The organism is Pigmentiphaga sp. NML030171, assembly GCF_002188635.1.
Lineage (GTDB): Bacteria > Pseudomonadota > Gammaproteobacteria > Burkholderiales > Burkholderiaceae_B > Pigmentiphaga > Pigmentiphaga daeguensis.
The window spans coordinates 106,359-133,263 of the sequence record NZ_NINX01000040.1; the positions used below are offsets into that span (position 1 = coordinate 106,359).

Here is a 26,905-nt window from a genome sequence, read left to right on the forward strand (position 1 = left end):
CTGCCGTCGCGGCGGAAACCGGTTTGCAACGATTTCGCCGATGGAGATGCCAGCCATGCCCATTTGATGCTTCATGAGCGTTCCGAACCTCTCTACAGTGCGGAAAAGGAGTCGTTCATGCAAGACAGCATCCGTTTCGAGGGCCGCGTGCTTTACCTGTCGCGCGATCCGTCCTGTATCCGCCGCCAGCTGGCCGGCGAATCCGTTTCGCTCGCCCAGGCCGGACCGCTGCGCGACGACGTGTCGACCGACGAGATCACGCCGGTCACGACCATGCTGGTGTACGACGAGCGCCTGGGCCGCTATCCCTACGTGGGGTTGAAGGCCGGCGACGAGCTGCCCATAGGCGAGGACGCCGTGCGCCGGGGCGGCTTCGGCATCACGGTGGCGGGCAAGCGCTACGGCAAGGGTTCGTCGCGCGAGCACAGCCCGCTGGCCGAGCTGTCGGCCGGCATACGGCTGATCGTGGCCGAGAGTTTCGAGCGCATCTATCAGCAGAACTGCGACAACATCGGCATCCTGACCACGACGGACTTCGACGTGCTGCGCCGGATCGAGGCCGGCGAGTCCATTCCCATCGAACTGTTCCTGAAGGGCCGCGACGCGCTGACCCAGGCCATCATCCGCAGCGGCGGGCTGATGGCCTACAGCCGGCAGGCGCTGCGGGCCGACACGGCTTCCACGCCGCGCGCCCCGGGCAAGGGGCTGACGCTGGTCGAGAAGATCATCCACCGGCACCTGCACCCGGACACCGTGGACGCCGGACGCGGCAGCGGCGTGTTCATCCGCGCCGACTGGCGCTTCAGCCACGACTATTTCACCGGCATGAGCGCGCACCTGATGCACCTGGCCTACGGCAAGCCGGCGCCGCTGCGCGATCCGGACCGCATCGTGGCCTTCCACGACCATCTGGTCCTGGCGCCGCAAAGCGTGCCGCACGTCAAGGGTGGCCTCCTGCCGCGCGTGGCGACCCTGGTGCAGGGACACCATGATTTCATCGACGATTATCCGGTGCGCCACTACGGCCAGTTGCCCGACGGCAGCGGGTCGGAGGGCATCTGCCATGCGTTGATGGCCGAGCGCCACGCGCTGCCGGGCGAGGTCGTGGCCGGCACCGATTCGCATACGCCGCATGCCGGCGCGCTGGGCTGCCTGGCGTTCGGCGTGGGCTCGACCGACATGGCCAACAGCTGGGCCACCGGCTACGTTCGCTGCAAGGTGCCGGAGACCCTGCGCGTGGAGGTCTCGGGCACGCTGGCGCCCGGCGTCACGGCCAAGGATATCGTGCTGGTGCTGCTGCGGTCCGAGGCCGTGCGCAACGGCGAGGCCATCGGCGCGGTGTTCGAATACGGAGGCGAGGCGGTGCGCGCCATGTCGGTGGACGAGCGCGCCACGCTGACCAACATGGTGGCCGAGCTGGGCGGGTTCACCGGCATCGTCGAGCCCGACGAACGTACCGTGGCCTTCCTGAAGGAACGGCGCGGCATCGACTTCGCGCTGGAGGACTGGATGGCCAGCGATGCGGACGCCGCCTACCGCCGCGTGATCCACATCGACGGCGCGGACGTGCGGCCCATGGCGGCCCGCCCGGGCGATCCTGGCAACGGCGTGGCCATCGCCGAGCTGGACGGCGACGTGGCGGTCGACATTGCCTACGGCGGTTCCTGTACCGGCGGCAAGCGCGCCGATTTCGACGCCTACCACGAGGTCCTGAAATGGGGCCTGGACCAGGGGCTGCGCATCGCGCCGCACACCCGCTTCTACCTGCAGTTCGGCACGATGGAGGTCAAGCGCTATTGCGAGCAGCGCGGCTACCTGGACGTTTTCGAGCGTGCCGGCGTGGAACTGGTGATGCCGGGCTGCGGCTCGTGCGCCAATTGCGGGCCGGGCCAGTCGACTTCGGCCTCGCAGGTCACGATCAGCGCGATCAACCGCAATTTCCCGGGCCGCTCGGGGCCCGGGAGCGTGTGGCTGGCCAGTCCGTATTCGGTGGCCGCCAGCGCGCTGGCGGGCCGGATCGTGGACTATGGACAGCTGCGGAGATAGACGCCGAACCCTATTTCTTCATGCCGTCCTTCGACATGGTGTCCTTCTTCATGTCGTCCTTCTTCATGCCGTCGTGCTTCATCTTGTCGCCGGCCATGGCATCTTTCTTCATGTCGTCCTTCTTCATCGCGTCCTTGGCGGGCGCGGTTTGGGACATGGCGTCCTTGCCCATGCCGTCCTTGGCCATGTTGTCCTTGCCCATGCTATCGGCGGCGTGGGCCGTGACGGCGGCCAGGGCCATGCCCAGGGAAAGAACGAGAGGGGTCAGTTTCTTCATGCGTCGCTCCTTGAAGCGTGGGTCGAAAGAGGGCGCGGGGAATCCGCGCCGTATGGAACCTCGGCTCAGCTGCCGCCGAACCAGTTGTATCCCTGGTCTTCCCAGTACCCGCCCGGATAGGCGTTGGTGACGAAAATCGCCTGGACGTGCTTGGGATTCTTGTAGCCAAGCTTGGTCGGCATGCGCAGCTTCATGGGAAAACCGTATTCGCGTGGCAGCGTGCGCCCGTCGTAGCTCAACGTGAGCAGCGTCTGCGGATGCAGGGCCGTCGCCATGTCGATGCTGGTGTAGTAGTCGTCCGCGCACTTGAAGCCCACGTATCGGGCGCCGGTGTCGGCGCCGATGCGGGCCAGGAAGTCCGAGAAGCGCACGCCGCCCCAGCGGCCGATGGCGCTCCAGCCCTCCACGCAGATGTGCCGGGTGATCTGCTCGGCCTGGGGCAGGGCCCGCAAGTCGGCCAGGCGCCATGGCCGGCGGTCGGCCACGCGGCCGGCAATCTCGAGCCGGTAGTCCGCCTCGTTCACCTCGGGGGCGTCTTCCACGCCGTAATAGGCGTTGAAGGGAAAGGGGCGCGTGATCATGGACGCGGGATAGGTCGGCGCCAGGGCGTCCGGATCGAAAAGCCAGCCCTGCACCTTGTCGTTGAAACGGGAAACGGCCGACAGCGCCTGCTCGACACCGGCCTGGCCGGTGATCTCGCAGCCCGACAGCAGGGCCAGCCCGCCCAGGGACAGCGTGCGGGTCAGGAAGGCCCGCCGCTCGGGCCGTTCGATCCGAGGGGCCAGCAGCCGCCGGGCTTCGCGCAACGCCAGGTCGGCATCGGAGGCGGACAGGCGGGAACGTTTTTCCATGGCCGTCCCCTACCTGCCCAGTACCATGGCGCGCAGGGTGCGCGGCACCAGCGCCACCATGGCCAGGTGCACGACCACGAATCCCACCAACGCGGCCATCGCGGCGAAATGCACGCGGCGCGCCATCTCGTAGCCGCCCATCAACTCGCGCAGCATGCCGAACTGCACCGATTTCCACAGCACCAGGCCCGACACGACCAGCAGCGCGACATCGACCATGACGAACAGGTAGGCCAGGCGCTGTACCTGGTTGTACCGGCGCGGATCGTCGTGGCCCAGGCGGCCGCGCAGCGCCGCCGCCAGGTCGCGCAGCACGCCGCGGGGCGAAAGCGGCAGGAAGCGACGGAACAGGCGCCCGGTCGCCAGGTTCAGCGCGAGATAGGCCGCGCCGTTGCCGGCCAGCAGCCACATGGCCGCAAAATGCCATTGCAATGCGCCGGCCAGCCATCCGCCCAGGGTGACCGCCTCCGGGAACGTGAAGCCGAACAGCGGCGAGGCGTTGTAGATGCGCCATCCGCTCGCCACCATGACCAGCACGGCCAGCGCATTCAGGGCATGCGACATGCGCACCCACGCGGGATGGACCGGGGGCAGGCGGGAAGCGGGGGGGTGAATCGCCGGGGTGGCCGTCGGGGACATGCGGGCTCTCCGTTCGAGGTTTGCCGCATTGTTGGCCCCCCGCCATCCCGGAGTCCTCACGCAAACTTAAAATAAATGTGATGATTTCCCGCGCCGGGATTGGCGAGAATGCGGTCTACGGTTTTCTACAGGCAGGCTCATGGAACGGGTCAAGCGCGTCCTGATCGTCGAGGATGATGCCCATATCGCCGAACTGTTGCGCATGCACCTGCGCGACGAGGGCTATGCCGTCGAGCATGCGGCCGACGGCGAGCAGGGCATGCGCATGCTGGAGGGCGGGACCTGGGATGCGCTGGTCCTGGACCTGATGCTGCCTGGCGTGGACGGACTGGAAATCTGCCGCCGGGCCCGGGCCATGGCGCGCTACACCCCCATCATCATCACCAGTGCGCGTTCCAGCGAAGTCCATCGTATCGTCGGACTGGAACTGGGCGCCGACGACTACCTCGCCAAGCCCTTCTCCTTGCTGGAGCTGGTGGCGCGCGTCAAGGCGCTGCTGCGCCGCGTGGACGCCCTGGCGCGCCATGCGCGCATCGAGGCGGGGTTGCTGTCGTTGCACGGCGTGGACCTGGATCCGCTGGCCCGCACGGCCCGGCTGAACGGCAGGGCCATCGACCTGACCCCGCGCGAGTTCGACCTGCTGGCCTTCTTCGTGCGGCATCCGGACAAGGTGTACTCGCGCATGGACCTGCTGGACGAAGTGTGGGGCTACCAGCACGACGGCTACGAACACACGGTCAATACGCACATCAACCGCCTGCGCACCAAGATCGAGGACGACCCGTCCGAGCCGCGGCGCATCCTGACGGTATGGGGCCGAGGCTACAAGTTCGCCTCGGGCGTGCGGGACGAGGCCGCGGCGCCATGAAACGCCTGTCGCTCACGCAGCGCCTGTCCCTGGTGTTCGCCGTGCTGCTGCTGGCCTGCAGCGGGATCTCGCTGCTGTTCCAGATCCAGGCCACGGCGCGCCACGAACAGGAGGTCGTGCAGCAGTTGTCCAGCGGGCTGGCGGCGCACATCGCCGGTACCGCGCAGTTGATGGACGCGGGCGGCTGGAAGCCGGATGCCGTGCGCGACCTGTTCGACAAGCTGATGGCGGTGAATCCCGCCGTCGAGCTCTACCTGCTCGATCCCGACGGACGCATCGTCGGCCATGCGGCCCCGCCCGGCCGCCTTGTGCGCGATCACATCGACCTGGCACCGGTGCGCCGCCTGATGGCCGGCGCCGAATTGCCCATACTCGGCGACGACCCCCGGAGCACGGACGCGCGCAAGGTGTTCAACGCCGCCCCGGTGCGCGTCGACGGCAAGGAAGCCGGCTACGTCTACGTCATCCTGCAGGGCGAGACGCACGATGCGCTGGCCGCCGGGCTCGCCCGCCATTCGGTGTGGCGCATGACGGGTCTGGCCATGGGACTGGTCGCGCTGCTGGGACTGATCATGGGCCTCGTTGCCTTCCGCCTCATTACCCGCCCCTTGCGCGCACTGGCCGATACCGTGCGCGACTTCGACGCCGCCAGCGACGTGCCCGTGGTGGCGCCGGAGCCGGTGCCCGACGACGGCCGGCGCGACGAGATCGCTACGCTGCGCGCCGCCTTCGCGCAGATGAGCCGGCGCATCGCCGAGCAGTGGCGCGAACTGACCCGCCAGGACCAGCAGCGGCGGGAACTGGTCGCCAACATCTCGCACGACCTGCGCACCCCCCTGACCTCGCTGCATGGCTACCTGGAAACCCTGCGCGTGAAGGACGGTCTGTTGTCCCGGTGCGAGCGCCATCGCTACCTGGACATCGCGCTGGACCAGAGCCGCAAGGTCGGCGTGCTGGCGCAGGCGCTGTTCGAACTGGCGCGCCTGGAGTCGGGCCTGGTCCAGCCCGAGCGGGAAACCTTCGCCCTGCCCGACCTGGTGCAGGACGTCGTGCAGAAGTTCGAGCTGGCGGCCGAGGCGCGGGGCCAGCGCTTGCAGACCGAGATCCCGCCGGCATTGCCGCAGGTGCATGCCGACATCGCGATGATCGAGCGCGTGCTGACCAACCTGCTGGACAACGCCATCCGCCACAATCCACCCGGCACGCAGATCACCGTGGGGCTGGCGGCGGCCGGCAACGGCGTGCGGGTGGACGTCCGTGATACCGGAGCGGGTATCCCCGCGGCGCTGCGGCCCCGCCTGTTCAAGCGGATCCCCGCCTGGGGCCGCAAAGCGCAGGACAGCGGCGGGCTGGGGCTCATGATCGTCCAGCGCATGCTCGCGCTGCATGGCAGCGACATCCGCCTGGTCGAAGACGGCGGACCCGGGACCGTGTTCCGGTTCAGGCTGGGAGTCGACTGAACGGCCGATAGGGCCGGGCGGCCCGCACGCATCCCTATCCGCCTACAATCGGCGGCATCACCGATGCTTCCCCTCGTGCCATGGATACCTCCACCAAGCCCCGGTTCCAGTTCCGGCTGCGGGTCTACCGCGACGCTTCCATCGCGATCGGACCGGGCAAGATCGCGCTGCTGGAAGCCATTCTCGAGGCGGGCTCCATCACCGCCGCCGCCCAGCAGATGGGCATGTCGTACCGCCGAGCCTGGCTGCTGGTGGACGAGTTGAACCGGTCCCTGCGCGAGCCCGCGGTCGAGAGCGCCGCCGGCGGGGCGCGCGGCGGCGGCACGGTCGTGACCGACGCGGGCCGCGAACTCATACGGCGCTACCGTTCGATCGAGGCCACCGCCCGCTCGGCCGCGGCCGAGGACATCGCCGCCATGGCAAGCATGCTCGTCGACTGACGCGAGTCCGGGCCCCGCCCGGCATTCGCTCGCGCTACCGTCCAGCCAGGATTCGCTGTATTCTTCGGAATATGACGAATGCGCTGCTGGATTCCTTCGACGCTTTTCCGCTGATCCTGTCCCTGAAGGTCGCGGCCCTGGCCACCGTGCTGGCCCTGGTCGCGGGCGTGGGCCTGGGCTGGCTGTTCGCGCGCAAGCCGTTTCCGGGCAGTTCGATGGCCGAGGCCGTGTTCATGCTGCCGCTGGTGCTGCCGCCCACGGTCATCGGCTACGCCATCCTGCTGGCGGCGGGCCGGCGCAGCCCCCTGGGCCGCTGGATCTACGAGCACTTCGACTACACCATCATCTTCAGCTGGCACGGCGCGGTCGTGGCCTCGGCCATCGTCGCCCTGCCGCTGGTCCTGAAGTCGGCCAGCGCCGCATTCGGCGGCATCGACCGTACCCTGGAAGCCGCCGCCAGCACGCTGGGCCAGTCGCGCTGGTCGGTGTTCGTGCGCGTGACCCTGCCGCTGGCCTGGCCGGGCATCCTGGCCGGCACCCTGCTGGCTTTCGCGCGCGCCATGGGCGAGTTCGGCGCCTCGCTGATGGTGGCGGGCTCGATTCCCCAACGCACGCAAACGCTTTCCATGGCCATCTACGACGCCACGCAGGCGGGGCAGGACGACCTGGCCCTGCTGCTGGTGCTCATCACCTCGGCCATTTCCATCGCCATCCTGGTGGCCTGCAACCGCTATCTGTCGCTACGCTGAAGGAACCCCATGTCCCGCATCCGCCATGCCGCCCTGTTGCTTGCCTTCGCCCTGCCGTTTCAGGCTTGCGCCCAGGAGATCACCGTATCGGCCGCGGCCAGCCTGACCAACGCCTTCAAGGACCTCGGCAAGCAATTCGAGCAACGGCATCCCGGCACCACGGTGCGGCTCAACTTCGCGGCCTCGGGCACGCTGCTCCAGCAGATGAGCCAGGGCGCGCCGGTGGACGTGTTCGCCAGCGCCGACCAGGCCACGATGGACAAGGCCGTGGCGCAGAACCTGATCGACGTGCCGACGCGGCGCGATTTCGCCGCCAACAGCCTGGTGCTGGTCACGCCCGCGCAGGGCGGTCCTGCCATCGCCTCGCTGCAGGACCTGGCCGGCGCGCCGGTCAAGCGCATCGCCGTCGGCAAGCTCGCCACGGTGCCGGTGGGCAACTACACCAGGCAGGCGCTGGACCGCGCCGGCCTGTGGACCGCGCTCGAACCCAAGTTCATCCAGGCCGACAGCGTGCGCCAGGTGCTGGACTACGTGAGCCGGGGCGAGGTGGACGCCGGCTTCGTCTACCGTACCGACGCGGCCATCATGCAGGACAAGGTCAGGATCACGCTGACCGCCGGCGGCCATACGCCGGTGACCTATCCCGTGGCGGTGCTGTCCGGCAGCAAGCACCAGGCGCAGGCCAGGGCCTTCATCGACTTCCTGCTGTCCGCGCCCGGCCAGCAGGTGCTGGACCGCTACGGATTCGGCAAGCCGTGATCGATGTCGACATCGCGCTGACGGTGCGCGACGGCAGCCGGCGCTTCGACCTGGCGGCTCGCTTCGCCTCCGATGCGCCCTTCGTCGCGCTGTACGGGCCGTCGGGCTCGGGCAAGTCGCTGACCCTGCAGGCGGTGGCCGGACTGCTGCGGCCCGGAGCCGGCCACATCCGGCTGGACGGCCGGACCCTGTTCGACGCCGCGCAAGGCATCGACGTCGCGCCGCCCGCGCGCGGTATCGGCTACCTGTTCCAGCATTACGCGCTGTTCCCGCATCTGTCGGTGCGCCAGAACATCGCCTTCGGCCTGACCTCGTGGCGCCGTCGTCGCCTGTCGCCCGAGGACGGGCGGCGCGTGCAGGCCCTGATCGACCGCTTCGGGCTGACCGCCATGGCCGGCAGCCGGCCCGGCGTGCTGTCGGGCGGCCAGCAACAACGCGTGGCGTTGGCGCGGGCCCTGGCCTGCCAGCCCCGCGCCCTGTTGCTGGACGAACCCTTCGCCGCGTTGAATCCCATGCTGCGCGGCGAACTGCGCAAGGAGCTGGCCGAGGTAGCGCGGCAGTGGGGCATCCCCGTGCTGATGATCACGCATGATATCGACGACGTGCTGGAGCTGGCCAATGTCGCCTTTCTTTACCAGGACGGGCAGGTCACGCGCAAAGTGAACCTGCGCAGCGGACAAAGCCGCGATTTCGTCCGCCGCGCACTGGGTGACGACGCGCCGGCCGAGACGCCGATGCGCCAGCGCCTGCGCACGCTGCTGAACCCGGGCGCGTCCTGAACGCACGGCGTTAGAATCGTCGATCAGACGACTCTGCGGTGGCACGCTGCGCGCGGCCGCCCGCCATTCCATGCCACCCTTCGACCGTTCCGCCGCCGTGGGCTTCGGCCTCAATCCGCTCGACCGCATGTCCGAGGCGCGCGCCGACGGCGAGTTCGTCCGGGCGCGCCGGCACGATGCGGCGGCCCGGTTCATGGTTTTCGTCGGCGACGTGCCCCTGCTGGATGCGAGCGGCGCCGCGCCTTCCCCCCTGTTCACCGCCGAGGCCTGGATAGGCCTGGGACCCGCGCGGCAGGAGATCTTCCTGGGGCAGGACGAGCAGGGCCGCCCGCTGTTCGCCGTGGCCCTGGACGGCGGGCTGGCCGAGGCGGCCGCCTCCCGGTCCGGGCTGGAACTGCTGGACCTGCGCAGCATCGCCATGCGCGGCCTGTTCCCGCCCGACGTGCTGGGCGAACTGGGCGGCGCCAAGGCCATCCTGAGCTGGCACGACCGGCATCGCTATTGCGCCAACTGCGGCGAGCCCAGCCGCGTGGCCTGCGCGGGCTGGCGCCGCGACTGTCCGGCCTGCGGCGCCCAGCACTTTCCGCGCGTGGACCCGGTGGTGATCATGCTGGCGGTGGACGGCGACCGCTGCCTGCTGGGCCGCCAGCCGCGCTTCGCGGCGGGCATGTACTCGGCCCTGGCGGGTTTCCTGGAGCCGGGCGAGACCATCGAGGACGCCGTGCGGCGCGAGATCCGAGAGGAAGCGGGCATCGCCTGCGCCGAGGTGGCCTACTTCGCGTCGCAGCCCTGGCCCTTCCCGTCGTCGCTGATGATAGGCTGCTTCGCCCGCGCGCAAGGCACCGGCATCGTGATCGACCGCAACGAGCTGGAAGACGCGCGCTGGTTCACCCGCGAGGAAGTCCGCCAGATGCTGGACGGCACGCATCCCGAGGGGCTGTCCGCGCCCAGGCCCTACGCCATCGCCCATCACCTGGTGCGGGCCTTCGTTGAAGGGACCGGTCCCGCGCTGGGTTGAGCGCAGGCCGGGCGGCCTGGGAGCCTGGGGCGCGCGGGGGGACGATCCCCGGAAGCGGGGGGGCCGGAGCCGGACCGGCGGATTAGGACTTCCCTCCATATAGTTTCAAAATTGTTTACATCGGAACAAGTTTATGGACGAGCGTGAAGTCGCCGGCCGGGTCGAAGGGCAGCGACTTGTACAGCCCCGGCGCCGCCGAATGGCCCGAGGCCATGAAGAACAGCGTGTAGCCGTCGGGCGGGGCCTTGGCCACGAAGTTCGCGCCCAGCGTGCCGCCCGCGCCGGGCTTGCCCTCGACGTAGGCGGTCTGGCCCAGGCGTTCGGTCAGTTGCTGCGCCAGCAGGCGCGCCTGGATGTCCACCGCGCCGCCGGCGGTGAAACCGTGGATCAGGCGGACGGGCTTGGCGGGCCTGGCATCCTGGGCCAGCGCGCGGGCGCCGGGCAGGGTGGCGGCGGCCCCGGCCAGCGTGGCCAGGTCGCGGATGAATCGGCGGCGTGTCATACCAGGAACCTCCCGGGTTGGGGTCCGCGCTCGACCGGCACGCTCTTGAACGAGCCTTCCTGGAAGAGGCGCAGGCGGGACGCCAGCAGTTCGTCCGTCAGGCGGGCGAGGCGGCCGGCGTCGAAGACGAGGCGGCCGTCGCGCTTGACGAAGCGGCCCGCCACCATGACGTTCTCGATGTCCGAGGTTTCCGCGTACATGACGACGATGTGCGCGGGATTGCCGCCGGCATGGGCGGGAAAGATGTTCATGCCGCGCGTGTCGATCATGATCAGGTCGGCCTGCTTGCCCGGCGCCAGCGAGCCGGTCTTGCCGTCCAGGCCGAAGGCCTTGGCCCCGCCCATGGTGGCCCAGTAGATGGCGTCGCGCGTCAGCGTGGAGTGCTGCGTGCTGGCCGGCCACTTGCCTTCGGCGTGCAGGCTGCGGTTGTCCAGTTCGCGCTGGTGCAGGAAGGCATGGCGCATGACCCACAGCATGGAACTGTTGAAATAGGGATCGCAGTCCGTTCCCAGCGAGGGCGTGGCGCCGTGCTTGACCAGGCGTCCCAGCATGGCCGGCTGCTCGTAGTTCAGCATTTCGGTCAGGTTGGTGGCGGTGATGGTGCAGCCGGCGTCCAGCACGATCTTCAGTTCGGTGTCGTCGAAGCAGTTGCCGTCGCCGATGTTGTGGTCCGGGCCCAGCAAGCCTTCGCGGGCCAGGCGCGGATAGCCGTCCTCGACCACGCGCTTGCCCTTGCGGCCATAGGTGTGGGCGGAGTTGAACAGGCCGTATTCGCGCGCCAGGCGAATGTCGTGGACGGCCACGTCGTACTCGCCCCAGTCCGGGCCCAGGATGGCCATGGCCAGCGTGACGAGCCCGTCGTCGGTGGCCAGCCGGCCGGTGCGCAGGCGATGGATCTCGTCGCGCGGGAAAGGCTGCTTGTAGTAGGGGACGGCGCCCTCGCGCTCGGGCGGCTTGACCGTGCCGCGCGCGAACACGGCGCGTATGCCCGATTCCTCCAGCGCGTCGATGGCGGCGTCGGTCATCTCGGCGTCGCGCAGGATGTGGCACCAGTCGACGATGGTGGTGGTGCCGTTGCGCAACTGGTTCAGCGCGCCCAGCAGGTTGCCTAGGTAGACGTCGCGAGCGGTGTAGTAGGTGGCCAGTTTCTTGTGCAGGTTGGCATGGTAGTCGCGGCTGCCGACCCAGTCGGCGCCGATGCCGCGCAGCTGGAATTCCCAGGTATGGATATGGGCGTTGACCATGCCCGGCATGACGATGCGGTGCGTGCCGTCCACCACCTCGTCGGCGGCCGCGTTCAGGCCGGGGCCGATGGCGGCGATCCTGTCGCCTTCGATGAGGATGTCGGCCTGGGCGAAGTCGCCCACGGCGGGATCCATGGAAAGAATGGAAGCGTTCCTGATCAGCGTGCGGCTCATGTGTCCCCTCGGATGCGATGGCGGAGATCCCCGGGGCCCGGGCCACCAGGCCGTGGGCCGCCGGGTGGGCGGAGGCAGGACGCGCGCGACTGCGTGTGGAAGCCATGTTGACATTTTCCACATCGGCGATAAACATCGTCAGATCAAAAAATTGCTTCCAATCCGGAAAAAATATGGACCGGTTCGTGGCGATGTCGGTGTTCCGCAAGGTCGTCGAGCACGAAAGCTTCACGCTGGCCGCGCGCCAGCTGGGCATGTCGGTCGGATCGGTCAGCAAGTACCTGACGTGGCTGGAGCTGCACCTGGGCACCTCGCTGGTGGCCCGCACCACGCGCCGCCTGAACGTGACGGAGGCGGGCCGCAGCTACTACGCGCAGTGCGCGCGGCTGCTGGATGACCTGGAGGAAGTCGAGCGTTCGGCCGCGTCGATGCAGACCATGCCGCGCGGCGTGTTGAAGGTGCGCGCGCCGGTTTCGCTGGACTACGCGGGCTTCGGCGTCATGATGGGCGAGTTCCTGCGGCAGTTTCCCGCCGTCAAGGTCGAGATGACGCTGAACGACCGCTTCGTCGACCTGGACGACGAAGGCTACGACGTTGCGCTGGCCCTGGGCAGCAACCAGAAATACGTCAACCACCCCACGCATGCCACCCGCGCCATCGCCCGCATGACGCGCACCGTGGCGGCCTCGCCCGGCTACCTGTCGGGGCGCGAGGCGCCCGCTGCGCCGCAGGACCTGAAGCGGCACGACTGCCTGATCTACGACCGGGGGCCGGCGCCGGACGAATGGCATTTCTCGGATGGCCGCACCGAGCGCATGGTGCATGTGGGCGGCAGCCTGCGCAGCAACAACAGCCAGGTGCTCAAGGATGCGCTGCTGGGCGGCTCGGGCCTGGCCATGCTGCCGACCTTCATGATCGCGCAGGCGCTGGACGAAGGGCGGCTGGTACCGGTGCTGCCCGGCTGGACGCCGGCGTCGCGCACCCTGTACGTGATCCACCCGCGGCCGCGGCATTCGTCGCTGAAGATACGCGAGTTCGTCGAATTCGTGTCGGCGTGCTTCGAGCGGGATCCGCGCTGGCGGCTGGCGTCCTAGCGCGCCAGTCCGATGACCGCGATGATCCGCCCGAAGGCCACGGACCGGTCGATGGTCAGCGAGCCGCCGTGCTGTTCGCAGATGCGCCCGGCCAGCCGCAGCCCGAAGCCGGCATCGGCCGGCAGCTCGAATTCCGGAGGAAAGCCCACGCCTTCGTCCTCGACGATCACGGTGACCAGGCCGGGGCCGTACTCCACGTCGAGATGGACGTTGCCGGCGCCGTACTTGACGGCATTGGTCGCCAGCTCGATCAGGACCGAGCCGAGCGACATCGCGGCTTCCCCATCCAGCGGAACCGCGCCGTTGGAGACGATGGCCAGCATGCGGTCCGAGCGGGGATCGATCAGCGCCGATTGCAGGTGCCGGGCCAGGTCGGCCAGGTAGGTGGCGGCGTCGGGCGCCGCCTCGGGCTCATGCCGGTAGGCATGGTCGTGCAGCCGCACCAGGCTTTCGATGCGGCTGACCGCGATACCGAGTTCGCGGCGCACGTCCTCGTTGTCGGAGCGCCTGGCCTGGACCTGCAGGGCGCTGGAAAGAAGATGCAGGCCGTTGCGCATGCGATGGTGCAGTTCGCGCAGCCGCAATTCGTGGGTGGTGCTGGCGTCCTCGGAGGACGGAGTGGAGACCGGATCGGCTGGCGGGGCGTCGTGTTGCGGAACGCGCTTGCTTGTCATGTAGGCTGCTGGTGGACCGGGTGCGAAGGTCCCGGTTGGAATGGGACGGCGGCCGCTGGGTCCGGGACCGGGACCGGGGGCCACCGCTGCGTCATTTCTCGTTCAGGTCGCCACGCAGCTTGTCTTTGGCTTCGCCGATGCGATCCTTGTCCATGCGAACTCCTCATCGATGGTAAGGGTGCCGTCCGTTGCCGGACTGGGGGAGGAACAGACTGTAGCGTCGAGCCGGGACAGCGGCTAGATGAGTCCGTACCAGCGGCGATAGTATTTCTGTCCCGAAGACGGCGGCCTAGCGGGGACGCGCGTGCCGTCTTCCCTTGGCCGGCGCTTCGTAGCCGGTGACGCCGCGCTGGCGCGCCCAGACGATGGCGTCGCTGCGGCGATGCACGCCGATCTTGCTGTACAGCATCGCGATGTGGTTGCGCACCGTATTGGGCGACACCCGCATCGCCGCCGCGATCTGCTCGTTGTTCTCGCCCTGGCACATGCGTCCCAGGACTTCGTATTCGCGCGGCGTCAGCTCCGACAGCGCCGCGGTGCTGGCAAGCGCGTCCTGCGGACGCCGGATCTGGGCCAGCTTCTCGATGACGGTGCGGCTGAACCACGAGGCGTCCTGCATGACCGCGTCGATGGCCGCGACCAGCTCTTCCTCGCCGCGCTTGCGGTCGGTGATGTCCTGGATCGCCACGAGCACGCAGGCCTGGCCATTGATGGTGGCGGTCTCGGCCGACAGCAGGCAGTCCAGCACGTCTCCCCCGCGCGTGCGCAAGGCGACTTCGGCGTTGCGCACGCTGCCGGTGGCATCCAGGTCGTCCTTCAGCTTGCGATGGACGGCGGCATCGGCCCACAGGTGCAGATCGGCCGGCGTCTTGGCCAGGACTTCCGGGGCCTCGTGGCCGGTGGCGGCGATGAAGGCCTCGTTCACGGCCATCAGCGCGAAGTCGCCGCGATTGCACACCGCCATCGGCACGGGAGCCAGCATGAAGGCCTTCGAGAAGCGTTCCTCGGTCTGGCGCAGGGCGTCCTCGGCGCGGCGGCGGGGCTCCAGGTCCATGAAGGTGAAGAGCATGCACGGGTCCTCGCAGACCTCGAGAGGTTGGCCGGCCACGATCACCAGCTTGGTGCCGCCGTCCTTCAGGCGCAGCGTGGCTTCCATCTGGGGGATGGTGCGTCCCTGTTGGAGCAGGCGTATCGCCTCGTCGCGCCGCGCCGCTTCGTTGAGCACGTCGAGTTCATACATGGAACGACCCAGGACTTCTTCCCGGTCATGTCCGGTCATGTCCAGGAAACCCTGGTTGACCTTGATGTAGCGCAGATCGGTCAGGCCGCAGATGATGGCGGGCGCCGGGTTCGTACTGAAGGCGCGCTCGAAGCGTTCCTCCGCGCCGTACCGGTCCGTCGCGTCCTGGATCACGAGCACCAGGGCCTCGGGTTCCTCGGACGCGCCGGTCAGGACCAGGCCGCGCACCTGGTGAATGCGGCGGAATGATTCGTCGGCGGGGCGGGTCACTTCGACCACGACGTCCGTGAAGCTTTCGCCTGCGAGGACCCGCATGATGGGATACTGGGCGGGAGCCAGGACGTGGTTGTTGCGGTACTTCAGCGTATGGGCGGCAACGTAGTCCTGGGCCGTGCGGCCCAGGGCGGCCAGGTTTCCCGCGCCATGGATGGCCAGCGCCGTTTCGTTCGCCCAGACGACCGAACCGTCGGGATCGAGAAGCACGACGCCCTCGGCCAGCCCCGAAATGATCTGCTGCAGCAGGCGCCGGTCGGCGCGTGGCTTGTCGGTGCTCTTGCTCATCCCGGTGCCCCTGTGGGTTGCGTGGCGACTATCGCCGGATGACGCGGTGGGGCTTCATCTGGAGTCGGACCTGGCGCGATGGTGCCGGGCAGTGTATCCCATCGCCCTGTCGGGCGGACTGAGGTCGCCGCCCCATTGCGCGACGATGTCCTGCAACATCGCTGAAACCGCCTGGCAGGCCGGGGTCATCACGCCCGATTTGGGCAAGGCCAGCGTGACGTAGCGGCGCAGGTCCGGATTGACCAGGCGGGTGGCCTGCAGCGACCCCTGGCGCAGTTCGTGCATGATCGAATAAGGCCCGAGGACGGCATATACCGACTGGGTGGCGGCCAGTTCCTTCTGCGCGGTCAGCGAGTCGGCCTCGATCACCGCCTGCAGCGCGAAGCCCTTGCTGCGGGCGGTCTCGTCCAGGATGGCGCGCCAGTGGGCGGGCCGCCGGGGCAGCACCAGGGGCAGGTCCTGCAGGCGCGCGAAATCGACGGAGGGCGCCCGCGTGAGCGTATCGCCGGGGCGCGCCACGAGATAGGTGTGGCCGGTGGCCAGCAGCCGTTCCTCGGCGCTGGCCGGCTTGTGGAAGCGAAACAGGATGGCCATGTCGACCAGGCCCGCGTCCAGCAGCGCATCGAGTTCCCCGCCCTGCCCCTCGCGCACGTTCAGGCGGATCAGGGGGTATTGCTCGCGCACGCGGCCGAACAGCGTGGTCAGGAGCGGATGGGCGGCCGAAGGCAGGATGCCCAGGCGGACCTCGCCCATGGGCACCGTGGACGTGGAGCGGATCTCGCGGAACAGCTGGTCGGTGTCGGCCAGCCAGGTGCGCACGCGGGCGATGATGTGCTCGCCCAGTTCGGTCAGGACCACGCCGCGGCCCGTGCGGCGGAACAGCCTGCCGCCGCACTCGCGTTCCAGGTTGCCGATCTGGCGGCTGACGTGCGATTGCACGGTCATGCGCGCGGCCGCCACCTTGGTGAAGCTGCCGCTTTCGGCCACTTCGACGAACAGTTTCAGATCGGCATGGTTCATGGGATGACGCCTGCGTGAAGACATCTCTATTTTGGCATGTCTGAAATCTCGGATACCAGTCTAGGAAGATATCTGCGCGCTTCCTACACTGCCAGCCGTCACGACATCGCGCGCATCGCGCCCACCACCATGACCGCACCCAATCTGGCGCCCGCACCGGCGCCCCTGCGCATCGCCGTCGACATCGGCGGCACGTTCACCGACATGGCCGCGTTCGACGAAAGCGCCGGCACCCTGCATTTCGGCAAGGCCTTGTCCACGCACGGCCGGCTGGTCGAGGGCATCCAGCACACGCTGGACGGCGCCGGCATCGACCTGCGCAACGGCTATCTCTTCCTGCATGGCTCGACCATCGCGATCAATACGCTGCTCGAACGCAACGGCGCGAAGACGGCGCTGCTGATCACCGAGGGATTCCGCGACATCTACGAGATCGGCCGCGTCAACCGTCCCGATGCCTACAACCTGTTCTTCTCCAAGCACACGCCGCTGGTCAAGCGTTCGCTGCGCTATGAAGTCGCCGAGCGGCTGCGCGCGGACGGCAGCGTCCACAAGCCGCTGGACGAGGCGCGGGTGCGCGAGGTCGCGCGCGAGCTCAAGGCGCAGGGCGTGGAGGCGGCGGCGGTGCTGTTGCTGCATTCCTATCGCCAGCCCGACCACGAGAAACGCGTGAAGGAAATCCTGCTCGAGGAACTGCCGCACGCCTTCGTGACCGCCTCGCACGAACTGTCGCAGGAATACCGCGAGTTCGAACGCGTGTCGACCGCCGTCGCCAACGCCTATGTGGGTCCGCGCGTGTCGGCCTACCTGGGCCAGTTGGAGACGCACCTGGGCGAGCGCGGCTTCGGCGGCGACTTCTATGCGGTCCAGTCCACCGGCGGCCTGTTCCCGCTGGAACATGCGCGGCGCGAATGCGTCCGCATGCTGGAATCGGGTCCGGCCGCGGGCGTCATCGGCGCCCAGGCGATCTGCGCGCAGCTCGGGCTGCCCGACGCCATCGCCTTCGACATGGGCGGCACCACGGCCAAGGCCGGCGTGATCAGCGAAGGGCGGCCGCTCACCACGGGCAGCGCGCTGATCGGCGGCTACGAGAAGGCCCTGCCGATCCAGATCCCCATGATGGACATTTTCGAGGTCGGCACCGGCGGCGGCAGCATCGCGCGCGTCGAGCTGGGCAATGCGCTGCGGGTGGGGCCGCGGAGCGCCGGCTCCATGCCGGGCCCGGTCTGCTATGGCCGTGGCGGCACCGAGCCCACCGTGACCGATGCCAACCTGGTCCTGGGCCGCCTGGACGCCGGGCACTTCCTGGGCGGCGAGATGCCGCTGGACCTGGAAGGCGCGCGCGCCGCCATGCACGAGCGCATCGCCGCGCCGCTGGGCCTGGAGACGGTCGAGGCTGCGGACGGCATCCTGCGCATCGCGGTGACGGCGATGTCGCACGCCGTCAAGGCCGTCACCACCGAACGCGGCCTGGACGCCGGCAGCTTCACCATGGTGGTCTACGGCGGCGCGGGGCCGCTGCATGCCTCGGCCATCGCGCGCGAGCTCGGCATCCGCCGCGTGCTCATTCCCTACGCGCCGGGCTACTTCTCGGCCTACGGCATGCTGTTCAGCGACCTGCGCTACGACTACGTGCGCTCGGTGTTCCGCCACCTGGACGATCTCTCGTTCGACGAGATCGAGTCGCTGTACGCGTCCATGGAAGAAGAAGGGCGCGCGGCCGTCGCGGCCTCGGCGGTGCGGCCGGACGATATCGTCATCGAGCGCTCGGCCGACATGCGCTACGTCGGCCAGGAGCACGCGGTCACCGTCGACCTGCCCCGCGTGTATTTCGAACGCCAGGACCGCGATGCGATCAAGCGCCATTTCGACGACGTCCACGCCATCCGCTACGGCACCAGCGCGCCGGCCGAGCCGGCCGACATCGTCAGCCTGCGCGTGACCGTGCTGGGCGTGATGCGCAAGCCGCCGCGCCACGCGGTGCGGGCCGGTGGACAGACGCCGCCCGAGGACGCGTTGCGCGCCACCAAGCCGGTGTACTTCCGCTCGCACGGCCAGGTGCCGACGCCGGTGTACCGCCGCGACGCCCTGCTGGCCGGCAACCGTATCCCGGGGCCGGCCCTGATCGAAGAACACGCCTCCACGACCGTCGTCCAGCCGGGCGACGAATTGACCGTGGACGACTGCGGCAACCTGCATGTGGCCATCGGGAGCGAACGTTGATGAACGCGCGAGAAACGAACCAGCCCACCGTCGATCCGGTCACGGTGGAGATCATCCGCAACGGCCTCCTGGCCGTCACGGAGGAAATGAAGACCAACCTGATGAGGACCGCCTACAACCTCATCATCTACGAGGCGCTGGATTTCACCGTGGGCCTGTTCACGCCCGAGGGCGACACGGTGTCCATCGGCCTGGGCCTGCCCATGTTCATCCGCGGGATGTCCGAGACCGTCAAGGCCAAGATCCGCCACTTCGGGTTGGAGAACATCCATCCCGGCGACATCCTGGTCACCAACGACGCCTATGTCACCGGTAGCCACCTGAACCATTTCACCTTCACCATGCCGGTGTTCCACGAAGGCCGCATCGTCGCCTTCACCTGCTGCATGGCGCACTGGCTGGACGTGGGCGGCACGCTGGGCCAGGTCACGACCGACATCTTCTCCGAAGGGATACAGATTCCCATCGTCAAGTACCGCCGCGCGGGCGTGGTCAACCAGGACCTGGTCGACATCATCGCGATGAACGTGCGCCTGCCCGAGCGCGCGCTGGGCGACCTGCGCGCGCAGATCACCGCCATCACCACCGGCGAGCGGCGCTTCCTGGAGCTGGTCCAGCGCTACGGCGCCGACGCCGTGCACGGCTCGATCGCGCAGATCATGGACCAGTCCGAGGCGGTGGCGCGGCAGAACACGCTCAGCATTCCCGACGGCGTCTACGAGGCCGAGTCCTACATGGACGACGACGGCGTGGACGTGGGACGGCGCATTCCCATCCGCGTCAAGGTGATCAAGCAGGGCGACGAGATGACCATCGACCTGTCGGACGTGAGCCGGCAGGTGCGCGGCTTCTACAACTCCGGCTTCACCACCGGCATCGCCTGCGCGCAGGTGGCCTTCAAGTGCCTGACCACGCCCACCGACTATCCGGTCAACGACGGCAGCTTCCGTCCGCTGAAGGTCGTCATGCCCATGGGCACCGTCATCAGCGCCGAACGCCCGTTCCCGATGCGGGTCTGGATGACCTTCCCCATGACCGTCATCGACACCATCTTCAAGGCGCTGGCGCCGGCCATACCCGACCGCGCCATCGCCGGCCACCATGCCGACCTGGTGTTTCCCAACATCCACGGCATCTCGCCCGAGGACGGCCGCCTGTTCATCGTCGGCATCGGCCCGCTGGGCGGCGGCTGGGGCGCGAAGTCGCGCGAGGACGGCGTGTCGGTCACGGTGTGCATCAACGACGGCGATACCCACAACAGTCCCACCGAGCAGCTCGAGGCCAAGTATCCGGTCCTGGTCGAACGCTACGCCATTCGCACCGACAGCGGCGGCGCGGGCACCTATCGCGGCGGGCTGGGCGCGGAGATGGTGGTGCAGGCGCTGTCCCCCTTCGCGGTGACTACGCGCATCGACCGCATGCATTGCAAGCCCTGGGGGCTGGAGGGCGGCCACGAGGCCGCGGGCAACGGCATCGCCATCCGCCGCAAGGGCGAATGGGACGACGGCATGCCCAACGCCAAGATCTTCAACGTGCGGCTGGAGCGCGGCGATGCCTACAAGATGCTGTCGGGCGGAGGAGGCGGCTTCGGCGATCCGCGCGGGCGCGATCCCGAGACCGTGGCCGAGGACGTGCGCGAAGGCTATGTCAGCGCACAGGCGGCGCGCGATGTCTATGGCGTGGCGGTGACCGCGGAAGGCGCGGTGGACCAGGCCGCCACCGAGGCGCTGCGGGGCCGCCGTGCCGCCTGATGCCGCCGCCCGCGCCGCCGCGCTGCTGCGCCTGTGGAACGACGTGGCGCTGCAGCACGTGTCCATGGGCGGCGCCTGCGCGTGCGGCATGGGTGGCGTGACGCTGCGACTGCAGGATTTCGAGCGCGACATCCTGGACTATTTGCGCGACGAGGCCGGGCGCCTGGGCGAGGCCGAGGCCCATGCCCTGCTCGAACGCCACGCCCCGGCCGGGCAGGAGGGTGGCGTGGCGGCGGTGCTGGCGGCGCTGGCCGATCCCGGCAACGATGCCGCGGCCGCCGGCGCCGCATGGCTGCTGGGCCGCCTGGATCGCACCCTGAGTTCTTTCGCGCGCCTGCACGGCGGCGCGCGTTCCGGAGCCTTGCCATGACGGAGACGGACGACCGCATACCGGTCACGGTGCTGACCGGCTTCCTGGGCAGCGGGAAGACCACGCTGCTGAACCGCCTGCTGGCGCGGCCCGCGCTGCGCGACACGGCGGTCATCATCAACGAGTTCGGCGAGGTCGGACTGGACCACCATCTGCTGGAGCAGAGCGCCGAGGACATGGTGCTGCTGGCCAACGGCTGCATCTGCTGCACCATACGCGGCGACCTGGTCGAGGCCTTCGACCGGCTGGACCGGCGGCTGGCGGGCCAGGCCGCGCCGCTGCGGCGGGTGGTGATCGAGACCACCGGGCTGGCCGACCCCGCGCCCATCCTGCACACGCTGATGAGCGAGCCGGAGGTTGCGCGTCGTTATCGGCTGGACCACGTGGCCGCGACCGTCGATGCCTGCAACGGCATCGATACGCTGGACCGGCAGGAGGAAGCCGTGAAGCAGGCGGCGGTGGCCGACCTGCTGGTGCTGACCAAGACCGATCTCGCGTCCGCCGCGCAGTCCGAGGCCCTGCTGCACCGGCTGCGGGCGATCAACCCCGGGGCCGAGCTGGTACGCGCCGGCAAGGACGACGGCGACTGGCTGGCGGCGCCCGACGGCCGCCCGCGCGACGTGCGGCGCTGGCTGCGTGCCGAGGCGCACGAGGCACATGGCGACGCGCACGGACACCTCGCCCATCATGGGCACGGACATGAACACCATCACGACCGCACCCGCCACGGCGACCGCATCCGCTCGTACGTGGTGACCCGCGACGAACCCGTGTCTTGGGCCGGCGTGCAGCGCTGGCTGGCCATGCTGGCCACGCTGCGCGGCCCCGACCTGCTGCGTGTGAAAGGCATCCTCAACGTGGTCGAGCATCCCGGCACGCCGGTGGTCATCCACGGCGTGCAGCACGTGTTCCATCCCCATTCCTTCCTGCCCGCCTGGCCCGACGGCGACCGCCGCACCCGCATCGTCTTCATCACCCGCGACGTCGAACGCGACCTGGTCGACGACACGCTCAGGATCTTCGAGCGCCGACAACCCTAGCCCCGCCTCATCACAACGACAAGGAGACCGACATGAAGCCTTTCATCAGATATCTCGCGGGCCTGCTGGCCTGCGCCGCCACGATGGCCGCCAGCGCGCAGGCCTATCCCCAGCGGCCCGTCCGCGTCATCGTGCCCTATCCGCCGGGCGGCACGGTGGACGCGGTGGCGCGTGTGTTCGCCGACAGCCTGGGCCATCAGCTGGGCCAGACCTTCGTGGTCGAGAACCGCGCCGGCGCCAGCGGATCCATAGGCAGCGAAGCCGTGGCGCGCGCGCCGGCCGACGGCTACACCCTGCTGGTCAACGCCTCGACCTTCGCGGCCGGGCCGTGGCTGCTCAAGTCCCTGCCCTACGACATCCACAAGGACTTCACGCCCATCACCAACCTGGGCGAGGTGCCGCTGCTGGTCACCGCCAACCCCGGCGTGCCTGCCAAAGACCTCAAGGCGTTCATCGCGCTGGCGCACCAGGCGCCCGGCAAATACTTCTTCGGCGCGTCCGCCGCCGGTTCGGCCAGCCACCTGGCCGAAGCCGCCATCAGCTACGAGGCCAAGGCCGACATCCCCGTCGTGCTGTACAAGGGCACCGGGCCGGCGCTGACCGACCTAATGGGCGGCCACATCAGCGCCGTCATCGACGCCGTGCCGTCATCGCTGCCGCCGGTCAAGGCCGGCCGCACCAAGGCCCTGGCCGTTACCAGCGCCCAGCGCCTGCCGTCGCTGCCCGACGTGCCCACCGTGGCCGAATCGGGCCTGCAGGGATTCGAGATGGTGTCCTGGTACGGCCTGTGGGGGCCGGCGGGCCTGCCCGCCGACGTGGTGGCCAGGCTGCACGACGCCGTGCGCAAGGCCATCGACTCGCCGCGGGTCAAGCAGACGCTGAGCGAACAGGCATTTGTCGGCAAGGGCTCGTCGCCCCCGGCGTTCGCGGACTATGTCCGCGCCGAAAGCGCCAAGTACGGCAGACTGGTCAAGGCGGCGAACATCACGGTCGAGTGAGCGCGGGGGCGGTGGCGAACCGACTGGAGTGCTAGCCCCCGAATCAACGCATTTTCAATTACAGACGTGGGGGAGGTCCGAGGGTTCACCAATGTGAGCACCTATTTAGGGTTTTTCCTGTTTCGTTATTTAAAAGCATCGCTTATTTTCGTTATTCACCAATCAGAGAATATTGCGGGAGGAAACATGAAACGCGTGCTCACAGCTGCAGCATCGCTTGCGCTGCAACCCTCGTTCATGCCGCGGATCCCTGGCAGAACGCAGACATGGTCGGCCGCGACCTAAATGTGCCTTTGCTTGGTTCGATCGGCCACGTCGGTCTTTGGAGTGGCGCAGTTGGTTACGTGATTGAGATGTTGGATGAAGCGACACCGCTTCAACAGAATACGCTCGCAAACTTCAAGTCGAGGACGTCCTATTGGGGGGCGAGTTATTACTCCTCGCTAATGAGCCGACCGAATGTTCAGGTGTGCAACAACATTGCCTATTGCGACAACCTCATTTCGTATGCGCCGGACTATGCGCTCCAGTGGCAGGCAAGCCTCTGGTGGGCCGCTGGAGCTACATACACGACAACGGTGTTTTATACCCATCCACAACCTGGAGGCTGGTACACCCCAGAATCACCCCCTTGGGGTCCCCCGGCCCAGCCGGTCTATAAGGGGCCGACGATGGGTCAGTTCCGATGCGATACCTTCGTGCGAGAGGTGTGGAGAACCGGCAATACGGTCCCCGTTGCTTCTTTCCCCGGCACGCAGTTGCCCAACACGATGTTTTACGCGTTTAGCATTCGGTAAGGGAGGCCGAGATGACATTCAACATGCGCAATATTGCACTTGCGATCGTCCTTTCCGGCTTGTCCCAGGCTCTTGCCGCACAAGACCTTTTGGCTAGCCCGGCCGAGACCTATTTGGGCTCTGTAAACGAGGCGGCCAAGAGTCAGAGCATCGGTGATCTGGATATCGCGACGCGTGCTTTGATCGAGAACCAACGCGTGAGTACTCAGGCTAAGTTCGACACACTCTGGAAGGCTTATCAGATGTATCGCACAGTGCCGACACTCGCGGCTTATACCGTAAGTGCCATCGGGTTTCTCAAGCCAGTTGACCAACTGCAGGCGCTGAAGGACGAGTTTACGCGGAAGGACACGCCGAGCAAGAACCGCGTACAGTTGGTCCAGGCCATCGCTGGCATCTATCGTGCGCCCTCGGCCGGTCCTGCTCTTACTGACGCTGATCAGATCCGGAATAGCGATGTCCTACTTTTTCTCCAACATGCAGCGGCTGACCAGGATAGCGACGTTGCCCGCGCAGCGGTGCTGGCTTATTCGCGCGCAGTTCCCGGGCCGCGCGCGGCGGCTTTGATCCATCAGGCGAACCAGCGGGGCGCCTTGGGCGCGGAGCATTTCATGCGGGAATCCATCATCCAGATTCCCGCGTTGCCTGCTGCCGACCAGGATGCGACCATAGATTCCATTCTCGTACTCGGCGGGCTTCGCGCAAATGGACCGGAAGCCGTCACGCTGACGCGTCTTCTGGGCGCCTACCTGAAGTCCGAAAAGTTCACCGAGTCCATCGGCGCAGGCAGCCGGCAGAAGCTCGATGCGTTTCTCTTGGCGCAGGAGCCCGGCCGCACGCCAGGATGGGCCTCCGGAGGATTCCCCTACGTGGACTACAACAATTGGCTGGAGGCCCGGGGGCGCCTGGCTGGCGTATCGGATAGCGCCATGCCGGATTTCATGCTCGGCCAGTTGCTTGGATCGTCTTCCGGCGGAGAGCAGGTCGCTGCGGTCATGGCGGCGCAGTTCGGTCCTACGATTGCTTCGAAGGCCACGGAGCCCCAGCGCAAGCAACTGTTGCAACGATTGTCCAACACCGGGCAGGTCTCGCTTCTGCCCGGGGTGGGGCAACATGACTTGCATGCGCGAGCGGTTCAGATGCTGGCGCGATAGCAAGGCATGAGGGAGGAAATGGCAGCGTTGCTGCCATACCCATCAAGGCGCAGCTGCCAGGATTAGGAAGGTACCGCCGGCGCCACGCCCGCCATGGTCGGCATGGCGGCGCGCATCATGTCGATGAACGCGCGCAATTTGGCCGGATAGTAGCGGGCGTACGGATAGATCAGGTAGACCGGCAGCGAGGCGGCGCGCCACTGGGGCGCGACGTGGCGCAGCCGGCCCTGGCGCAGGTCGTCGGCCACCACCCAGGCCGACGTGATGCCGGCGCCCACGCCGTCCAGCATGGCGGCGCGCAGCGCGTACAGGCTGTCGGTGCTCATGCGCGGGCGGATGGGGAAGCGGTGGCTGAGGCCGTCCGCGCCGCGCGTCAGCACCACCTCGTTGCGGTAGTACATGTTCAGCGCGACCCAGGGCAGCCTTTCCAGGGTCGTGATCTCGTCCGGCGGCGCGTCGTCCGGTAGCAGGGACGGCGCGGCCACGACGATGCGGGGTACCTCGGCCAGCAGGATGGCGACGACGTCCGGGTCGTTCACCGCGCCTACCTGGATCGCGCAGTCCAGCCCTTCGGCGATGAAATCGGCGTGGCGGTCCTGTAGCAGCCATTCGACCGAGGCCTCGGGATAGCGCCGCAGGTAGTCGGTCAGCGGCGCCATCATCTGGTCCTGGCCGAAGGCGTGCGGCACCAGCACGCGCAGCGTGCCGCGCGGTTCGTCGTGGGCGCCGCGCAGGTCGGCTTCCATGGCGTCCCAGGTTTCGCCCAGTTCCTTCGCATGGGCGTAGCACCGCTCGCCGTCGCTAGTCAGCATCATGCCGTGGGTGGAGCGCTGCAGCAGGCGCAGTCCCAGCAGGCGTTCCAGCGTCTGCAGCCTGCGGCTGACCGTGGGCTGGGTGGTGCCCAGTTGCACGGCGGCGGCGGACAGGCTCCCGGCTTCGACGATGCGAACGAAGGTCTGCATCAGTTCGATGCGATCGATGGACGGGGAGGCGCCGGTTTTCATGCGTCAAGCGTATAACGAATCTGCGCCTACAGGGGCTACACGACGTAACTACCGCCATGCACAATCCCGTCCACACTTCTGTTTACGGGTTTACGAGCATGTCATCCATACAAATCGCGCATGGTGCGTCCCTATCTGCCGCACCCGCCACGCGGTTGACCACCTCGCTGGTCGGCCTGCTGGCCGCCGGGGCGGGGCTGAGCGTCGCTTCCATCTACTACAGCCAGCCCATGCTGGGGTTGCTGGGCCAGGACCTGGGGGCCGGTGAAGGCACGGTGGGCCTGGTGCCCACCCTGACCCAGCTGGGCTACGCGGCCGGCATCCTGCTGCTGGCGCCGCTGGGCGACCGCTACGACCGCCGCCGCATCATCGTCGGCAAGTCGGCGGTGCTGGCGCTGGCCCTGTTGCTGAGCGGCCTGGCGCCGGGCGTGGGCTGGCTGCTGGCCGCCAGCCTGGCGGTGGGATTGGCGGCCACGCTGGCCCAGGACATCGTGCCGGCGGCCGCGACGCTGGCGCCGGATGCGCAGCGCGGGAAGGCCGTCGGCACCGTCATGACCGGCCTGCTGCTGGGCATCCTGTTGTCGCGCGTGATCAGCGGCTTCGTGGCCGAATACTGGAACTGGCGCGCCATGTTCGTGGTGGCCGCGGTGTCCATCGCCGGCGTGGGCGTGGTGGCGGCGCGCGGCCTGCCGCGCTTCGCGCCCACCGCGCAGCTGGGATACGGCGCGCTGCTGGCTTCCATGGCGCAGTTGTGGCGCCGCCACGGCGCGTTGCGCCGCGCGGTCTACGCGCAGGGGCTGCTGGCGGTGGGCTTCAGCGCCTTCTGGTGCACGCTGGCCGTGATGCTGCACGACCGCTTCCACCTGGGCAGCACGGCCGCCGGCGCCTTCGGCCTGGCCGGCGCGGCGGGCGCCCTGGCCGCGCCCTTCGCGGGCCGGCTGGCCGATCGCCGCGGCTCCGACGGCGTGGCCCGCATCGCCACCATCCTCGCGGCCGTCTCGTTCGCCCGCCTTGCGCTGACCGAGGTGCTGCCGGCACAGGCGCAGCTCGCCCTCCTGGCGGCCAGCGCCATCGGCTTTGACTTCGGCGTGCAGGCCTCGCTGGTTGCCCGCCAGACCCCGGTCTACGGCCTGGAGCCCGCGGCGCGCCGCCGCCCTCAAGCGCTTCCGGCAG

Annotated in this window: 25 protein-coding genes; 16 read left to right on the top strand and 9 right to left on the bottom strand. The window is 68.4% G+C overall.

Features of this window, described 5'->3' with window-relative positions:
• The first annotated feature begins 117 nt into the window (after window positions 1-117).
• Window positions 118-2,046, top strand: coding sequence for an aconitase family protein (locus CDO46_RS20780; protein WP_087840440.1), 1,929 nt, complete (start codon window positions 118-120; stop codon window positions 2,044-2,046).
• A gap of 10 nt (window positions 2,047-2,056) precedes the next feature.
• Here CDO46_RS20780 and CDO46_RS20785 read toward each other — a convergent pair whose 3' ends face one another.
• The 3 genes from CDO46_RS20785 to CDO46_RS20795 form a co-directional block, all read right to left on the bottom strand.
• Window positions 2,057-2,323 (bottom strand): pentapeptide MXKDX repeat protein, encoded by a 267-nt coding sequence (locus tag CDO46_RS20785; RefSeq protein WP_087840442.1) that lies wholly within the window; start codon window positions 2,321-2,323, stop codon window positions 2,057-2,059.
• Window positions 2,324-2,388: 65 nt separating this feature from the next.
• On the bottom strand, window positions 2,389-3,174 hold the full coding sequence (locus CDO46_RS20790; RefSeq protein WP_087840443.1) for a molybdopterin-dependent oxidoreductase: 786 nt from the start codon (window positions 3,172-3,174) through the stop codon (window positions 2,389-2,391).
• Window positions 3,175-3,183: 9 nt separating this feature from the next.
• A complete protein-coding gene (locus CDO46_RS20795; protein WP_087840445.1) occupies window positions 3,184-3,813 on the bottom strand; it encodes a cytochrome b/b6 domain-containing protein in 630 nt (209 codons plus the stop codon).
• 139 nt (window positions 3,814-3,952) lie between these two features.
• On the opposite strand from CDO46_RS20795, the gene CDO46_RS20800 reads away from it, so the two are divergent.
• From CDO46_RS20800 to nudC, 7 genes are all read left to right on the top strand, one after another.
• The gene (locus CDO46_RS20800; protein ID WP_087840447.1) at window positions 3,953-4,681 is read left to right on the top strand and encodes a response regulator transcription factor; all 729 of its coding nucleotides are present in this window, start codon (window positions 3,953-3,955) and stop codon (window positions 4,679-4,681) included.
• Complete coding sequence (locus tag CDO46_RS20805; RefSeq protein ID WP_087840448.1) at window positions 4,678-6,141, top strand: HAMP domain-containing sensor histidine kinase; 1,464 nt, start codon at window positions 4,678-4,680, stop codon at window positions 6,139-6,141. The genes CDO46_RS20800 and CDO46_RS20805 overlap by 4 nt, the downstream gene beginning before the upstream one ends.
• An 80-nt stretch (window positions 6,142-6,221) precedes the next feature.
• Window positions 6,222-6,581, top strand: coding sequence for a winged helix-turn-helix domain-containing protein (locus CDO46_RS20810; RefSeq protein ID WP_087840449.1), 360 nt, complete (start codon window positions 6,222-6,224; stop codon window positions 6,579-6,581).
• A 71-nt stretch (window positions 6,582-6,652) separates the two neighbouring features.
• Complete coding sequence (gene modB, locus CDO46_RS20815; RefSeq protein WP_087840450.1) at window positions 6,653-7,330, top strand: molybdate ABC transporter permease subunit; 678 nt, start codon at window positions 6,653-6,655, stop codon at window positions 7,328-7,330.
• Window positions 7,331-7,339: 9 nt separating this feature from the next.
• Entirely contained in the window at window positions 7,340-8,089 is a 750-nt protein-coding gene (gene modA, locus CDO46_RS20820) for a molybdate ABC transporter substrate-binding protein (RefSeq protein ID WP_087840451.1), read from the top strand.
• Window positions 8,086-8,868 carry a sulfate/molybdate ABC transporter ATP-binding protein gene (locus tag CDO46_RS20825; protein ID WP_087840452.1) on the top strand — a complete coding sequence of 261 codons (783 nt, stop codon included), beginning with the start codon at window positions 8,086-8,088 and terminating at the stop codon, window positions 8,866-8,868. The genes modA and CDO46_RS20825 overlap by 4 nt, the downstream gene beginning before the upstream one ends.
• Window positions 8,869-8,938: 70 nt before the next feature.
• Window positions 8,939-9,886, top strand: coding sequence for an NAD(+) diphosphatase (gene nudC, locus CDO46_RS20830; RefSeq protein ID WP_087840453.1), 948 nt, complete (start codon window positions 8,939-8,941; stop codon window positions 9,884-9,886).
• 115 nt (window positions 9,887-10,001) lie between these two features.
• On the opposite strand, the gene CDO46_RS20835 is transcribed toward nudC, so the two are convergent.
• On the bottom strand, window positions 10,002-10,388 hold the full coding sequence (locus CDO46_RS20835; RefSeq protein ID WP_087840454.1) for a tripartite tricarboxylate transporter substrate-binding protein: 387 nt from the start codon (window positions 10,386-10,388) through the stop codon (window positions 10,002-10,004).
• A complete protein-coding gene (locus tag CDO46_RS20840) occupies window positions 10,385-11,806 on the bottom strand; it encodes an amidohydrolase family protein (protein WP_176400810.1) in 1,422 nt (473 codons plus the stop codon). Before CDO46_RS20840 ends, CDO46_RS20835 begins: the two co-directional genes overlap by 4 nt.
• 173 nt (window positions 11,807-11,979) lie before the next feature.
• On the opposite strand from CDO46_RS20840, the gene CDO46_RS20845 reads away from it, so the two are divergent.
• The gene (locus tag CDO46_RS20845; RefSeq protein WP_087840458.1) at window positions 11,980-12,900 is read left to right on the top strand and encodes a LysR family transcriptional regulator; all 921 of its coding nucleotides are present in this window, start codon (window positions 11,980-11,982) and stop codon (window positions 12,898-12,900) included.
• Here CDO46_RS20845 and CDO46_RS20850 read toward each other — a convergent pair.
• The 3 genes from CDO46_RS20850 to CDO46_RS20860 all read right to left on the bottom strand — a co-directional run bounded on the left by CDO46_RS20850 (window position 12,897) and on the right by CDO46_RS20860 (window position 16,395).
• On the bottom strand, window positions 12,897-13,574 hold the full coding sequence (locus tag CDO46_RS20850; protein ID WP_087840459.1) for a sensor histidine kinase: 678 nt from the start codon (window positions 13,572-13,574) through the stop codon (window positions 12,897-12,899). The two genes, CDO46_RS20845 and CDO46_RS20850, sit on opposite strands and share 4 nt — an antisense overlap.
• A gap of 289 nt (window positions 13,575-13,863) precedes the next feature.
• Window positions 13,864-15,375 carry a helix-turn-helix transcriptional regulator gene (locus CDO46_RS20855; RefSeq protein ID WP_087840460.1) on the bottom strand — a complete coding sequence of 504 codons (1,512 nt, stop codon included), beginning with the start codon at window positions 15,373-15,375 and terminating at the stop codon, window positions 13,864-13,866.
• A 54-nt stretch (window positions 15,376-15,429) separates the two neighbouring features.
• Window positions 15,430-16,395 carry a LysR family transcriptional regulator gene (locus tag CDO46_RS20860; RefSeq protein WP_087840462.1) on the bottom strand — a complete coding sequence of 322 codons (966 nt, stop codon included), beginning with the start codon at window positions 16,393-16,395 and terminating at the stop codon, window positions 15,430-15,432.
• A gap of 129 nt (window positions 16,396-16,524) precedes the next feature.
• On the opposite strand from CDO46_RS20860, the gene CDO46_RS20865 reads away from it, so the two are divergent.
• The 6 genes from CDO46_RS20865 to CDO46_RS20890 all read left to right on the top strand — a co-directional run bounded on the left by CDO46_RS20865 (window position 16,525) and on the right by CDO46_RS20890 (window position 24,728).
• Window positions 16,525-18,618, top strand: coding sequence for a hydantoinase/oxoprolinase family protein (locus CDO46_RS20865; RefSeq protein ID WP_087840464.1), 2,094 nt, complete (start codon window positions 16,525-16,527; stop codon window positions 18,616-18,618).
• A complete protein-coding gene (locus CDO46_RS20870; RefSeq protein ID WP_087840466.1) occupies window positions 18,618-20,369 on the top strand; it encodes a hydantoinase B/oxoprolinase family protein in 1,752 nt (583 codons plus the stop codon). The genes CDO46_RS20865 and CDO46_RS20870 overlap by 1 nt, the downstream gene beginning before the upstream one ends.
• Window positions 20,359-20,739 carry a hypothetical protein gene (locus tag CDO46_RS20875; RefSeq protein ID WP_087840468.1) on the top strand — a complete coding sequence of 127 codons (381 nt, stop codon included), beginning with the start codon at window positions 20,359-20,361 and terminating at the stop codon, window positions 20,737-20,739. The genes CDO46_RS20870 and CDO46_RS20875 overlap by 11 nt, the downstream gene beginning before the upstream one ends.
• Window positions 20,736-21,779, top strand: coding sequence for a GTP-binding protein (locus tag CDO46_RS20880; protein WP_087840470.1), 1,044 nt, complete (start codon window positions 20,736-20,738; stop codon window positions 21,777-21,779). Before CDO46_RS20875 ends, CDO46_RS20880 begins: the two co-directional genes overlap by 4 nt.
• Window positions 21,780-21,811: 32 nt before the next feature.
• The gene (locus tag CDO46_RS20885) at window positions 21,812-22,777 is read left to right on the top strand and encodes a tripartite tricarboxylate transporter substrate binding protein (protein ID WP_087840472.1); all 966 of its coding nucleotides are present in this window, start codon (window positions 21,812-21,814) and stop codon (window positions 22,775-22,777) included.
• Window positions 22,778-23,585: 808 nt separating this feature from the next.
• Window positions 23,586-24,728, top strand: coding sequence for a hypothetical protein (locus CDO46_RS20890; RefSeq protein ID WP_132980181.1), 1,143 nt, complete (start codon window positions 23,586-23,588; stop codon window positions 24,726-24,728).
• Between the two features lie 62 nt (window positions 24,729-24,790).
• Here the strand turns inward: CDO46_RS20890 and CDO46_RS20895 are convergent, their stop codons facing one another.
• A complete protein-coding gene (locus CDO46_RS20895) occupies window positions 24,791-25,732 on the bottom strand; it encodes a LysR family transcriptional regulator (protein ID WP_087840476.1) in 942 nt (313 codons plus the stop codon).
• A 98-nt stretch (window positions 25,733-25,830) separates the two neighbouring features.
• Here CDO46_RS20895 and CDO46_RS20900 point away from each other — a divergent pair.
• Window positions 25,831-26,905: MFS transporter (locus CDO46_RS20900; protein WP_087840491.1), on the top strand; the 1,075-nt coding region annotated here is incomplete at its 3' end.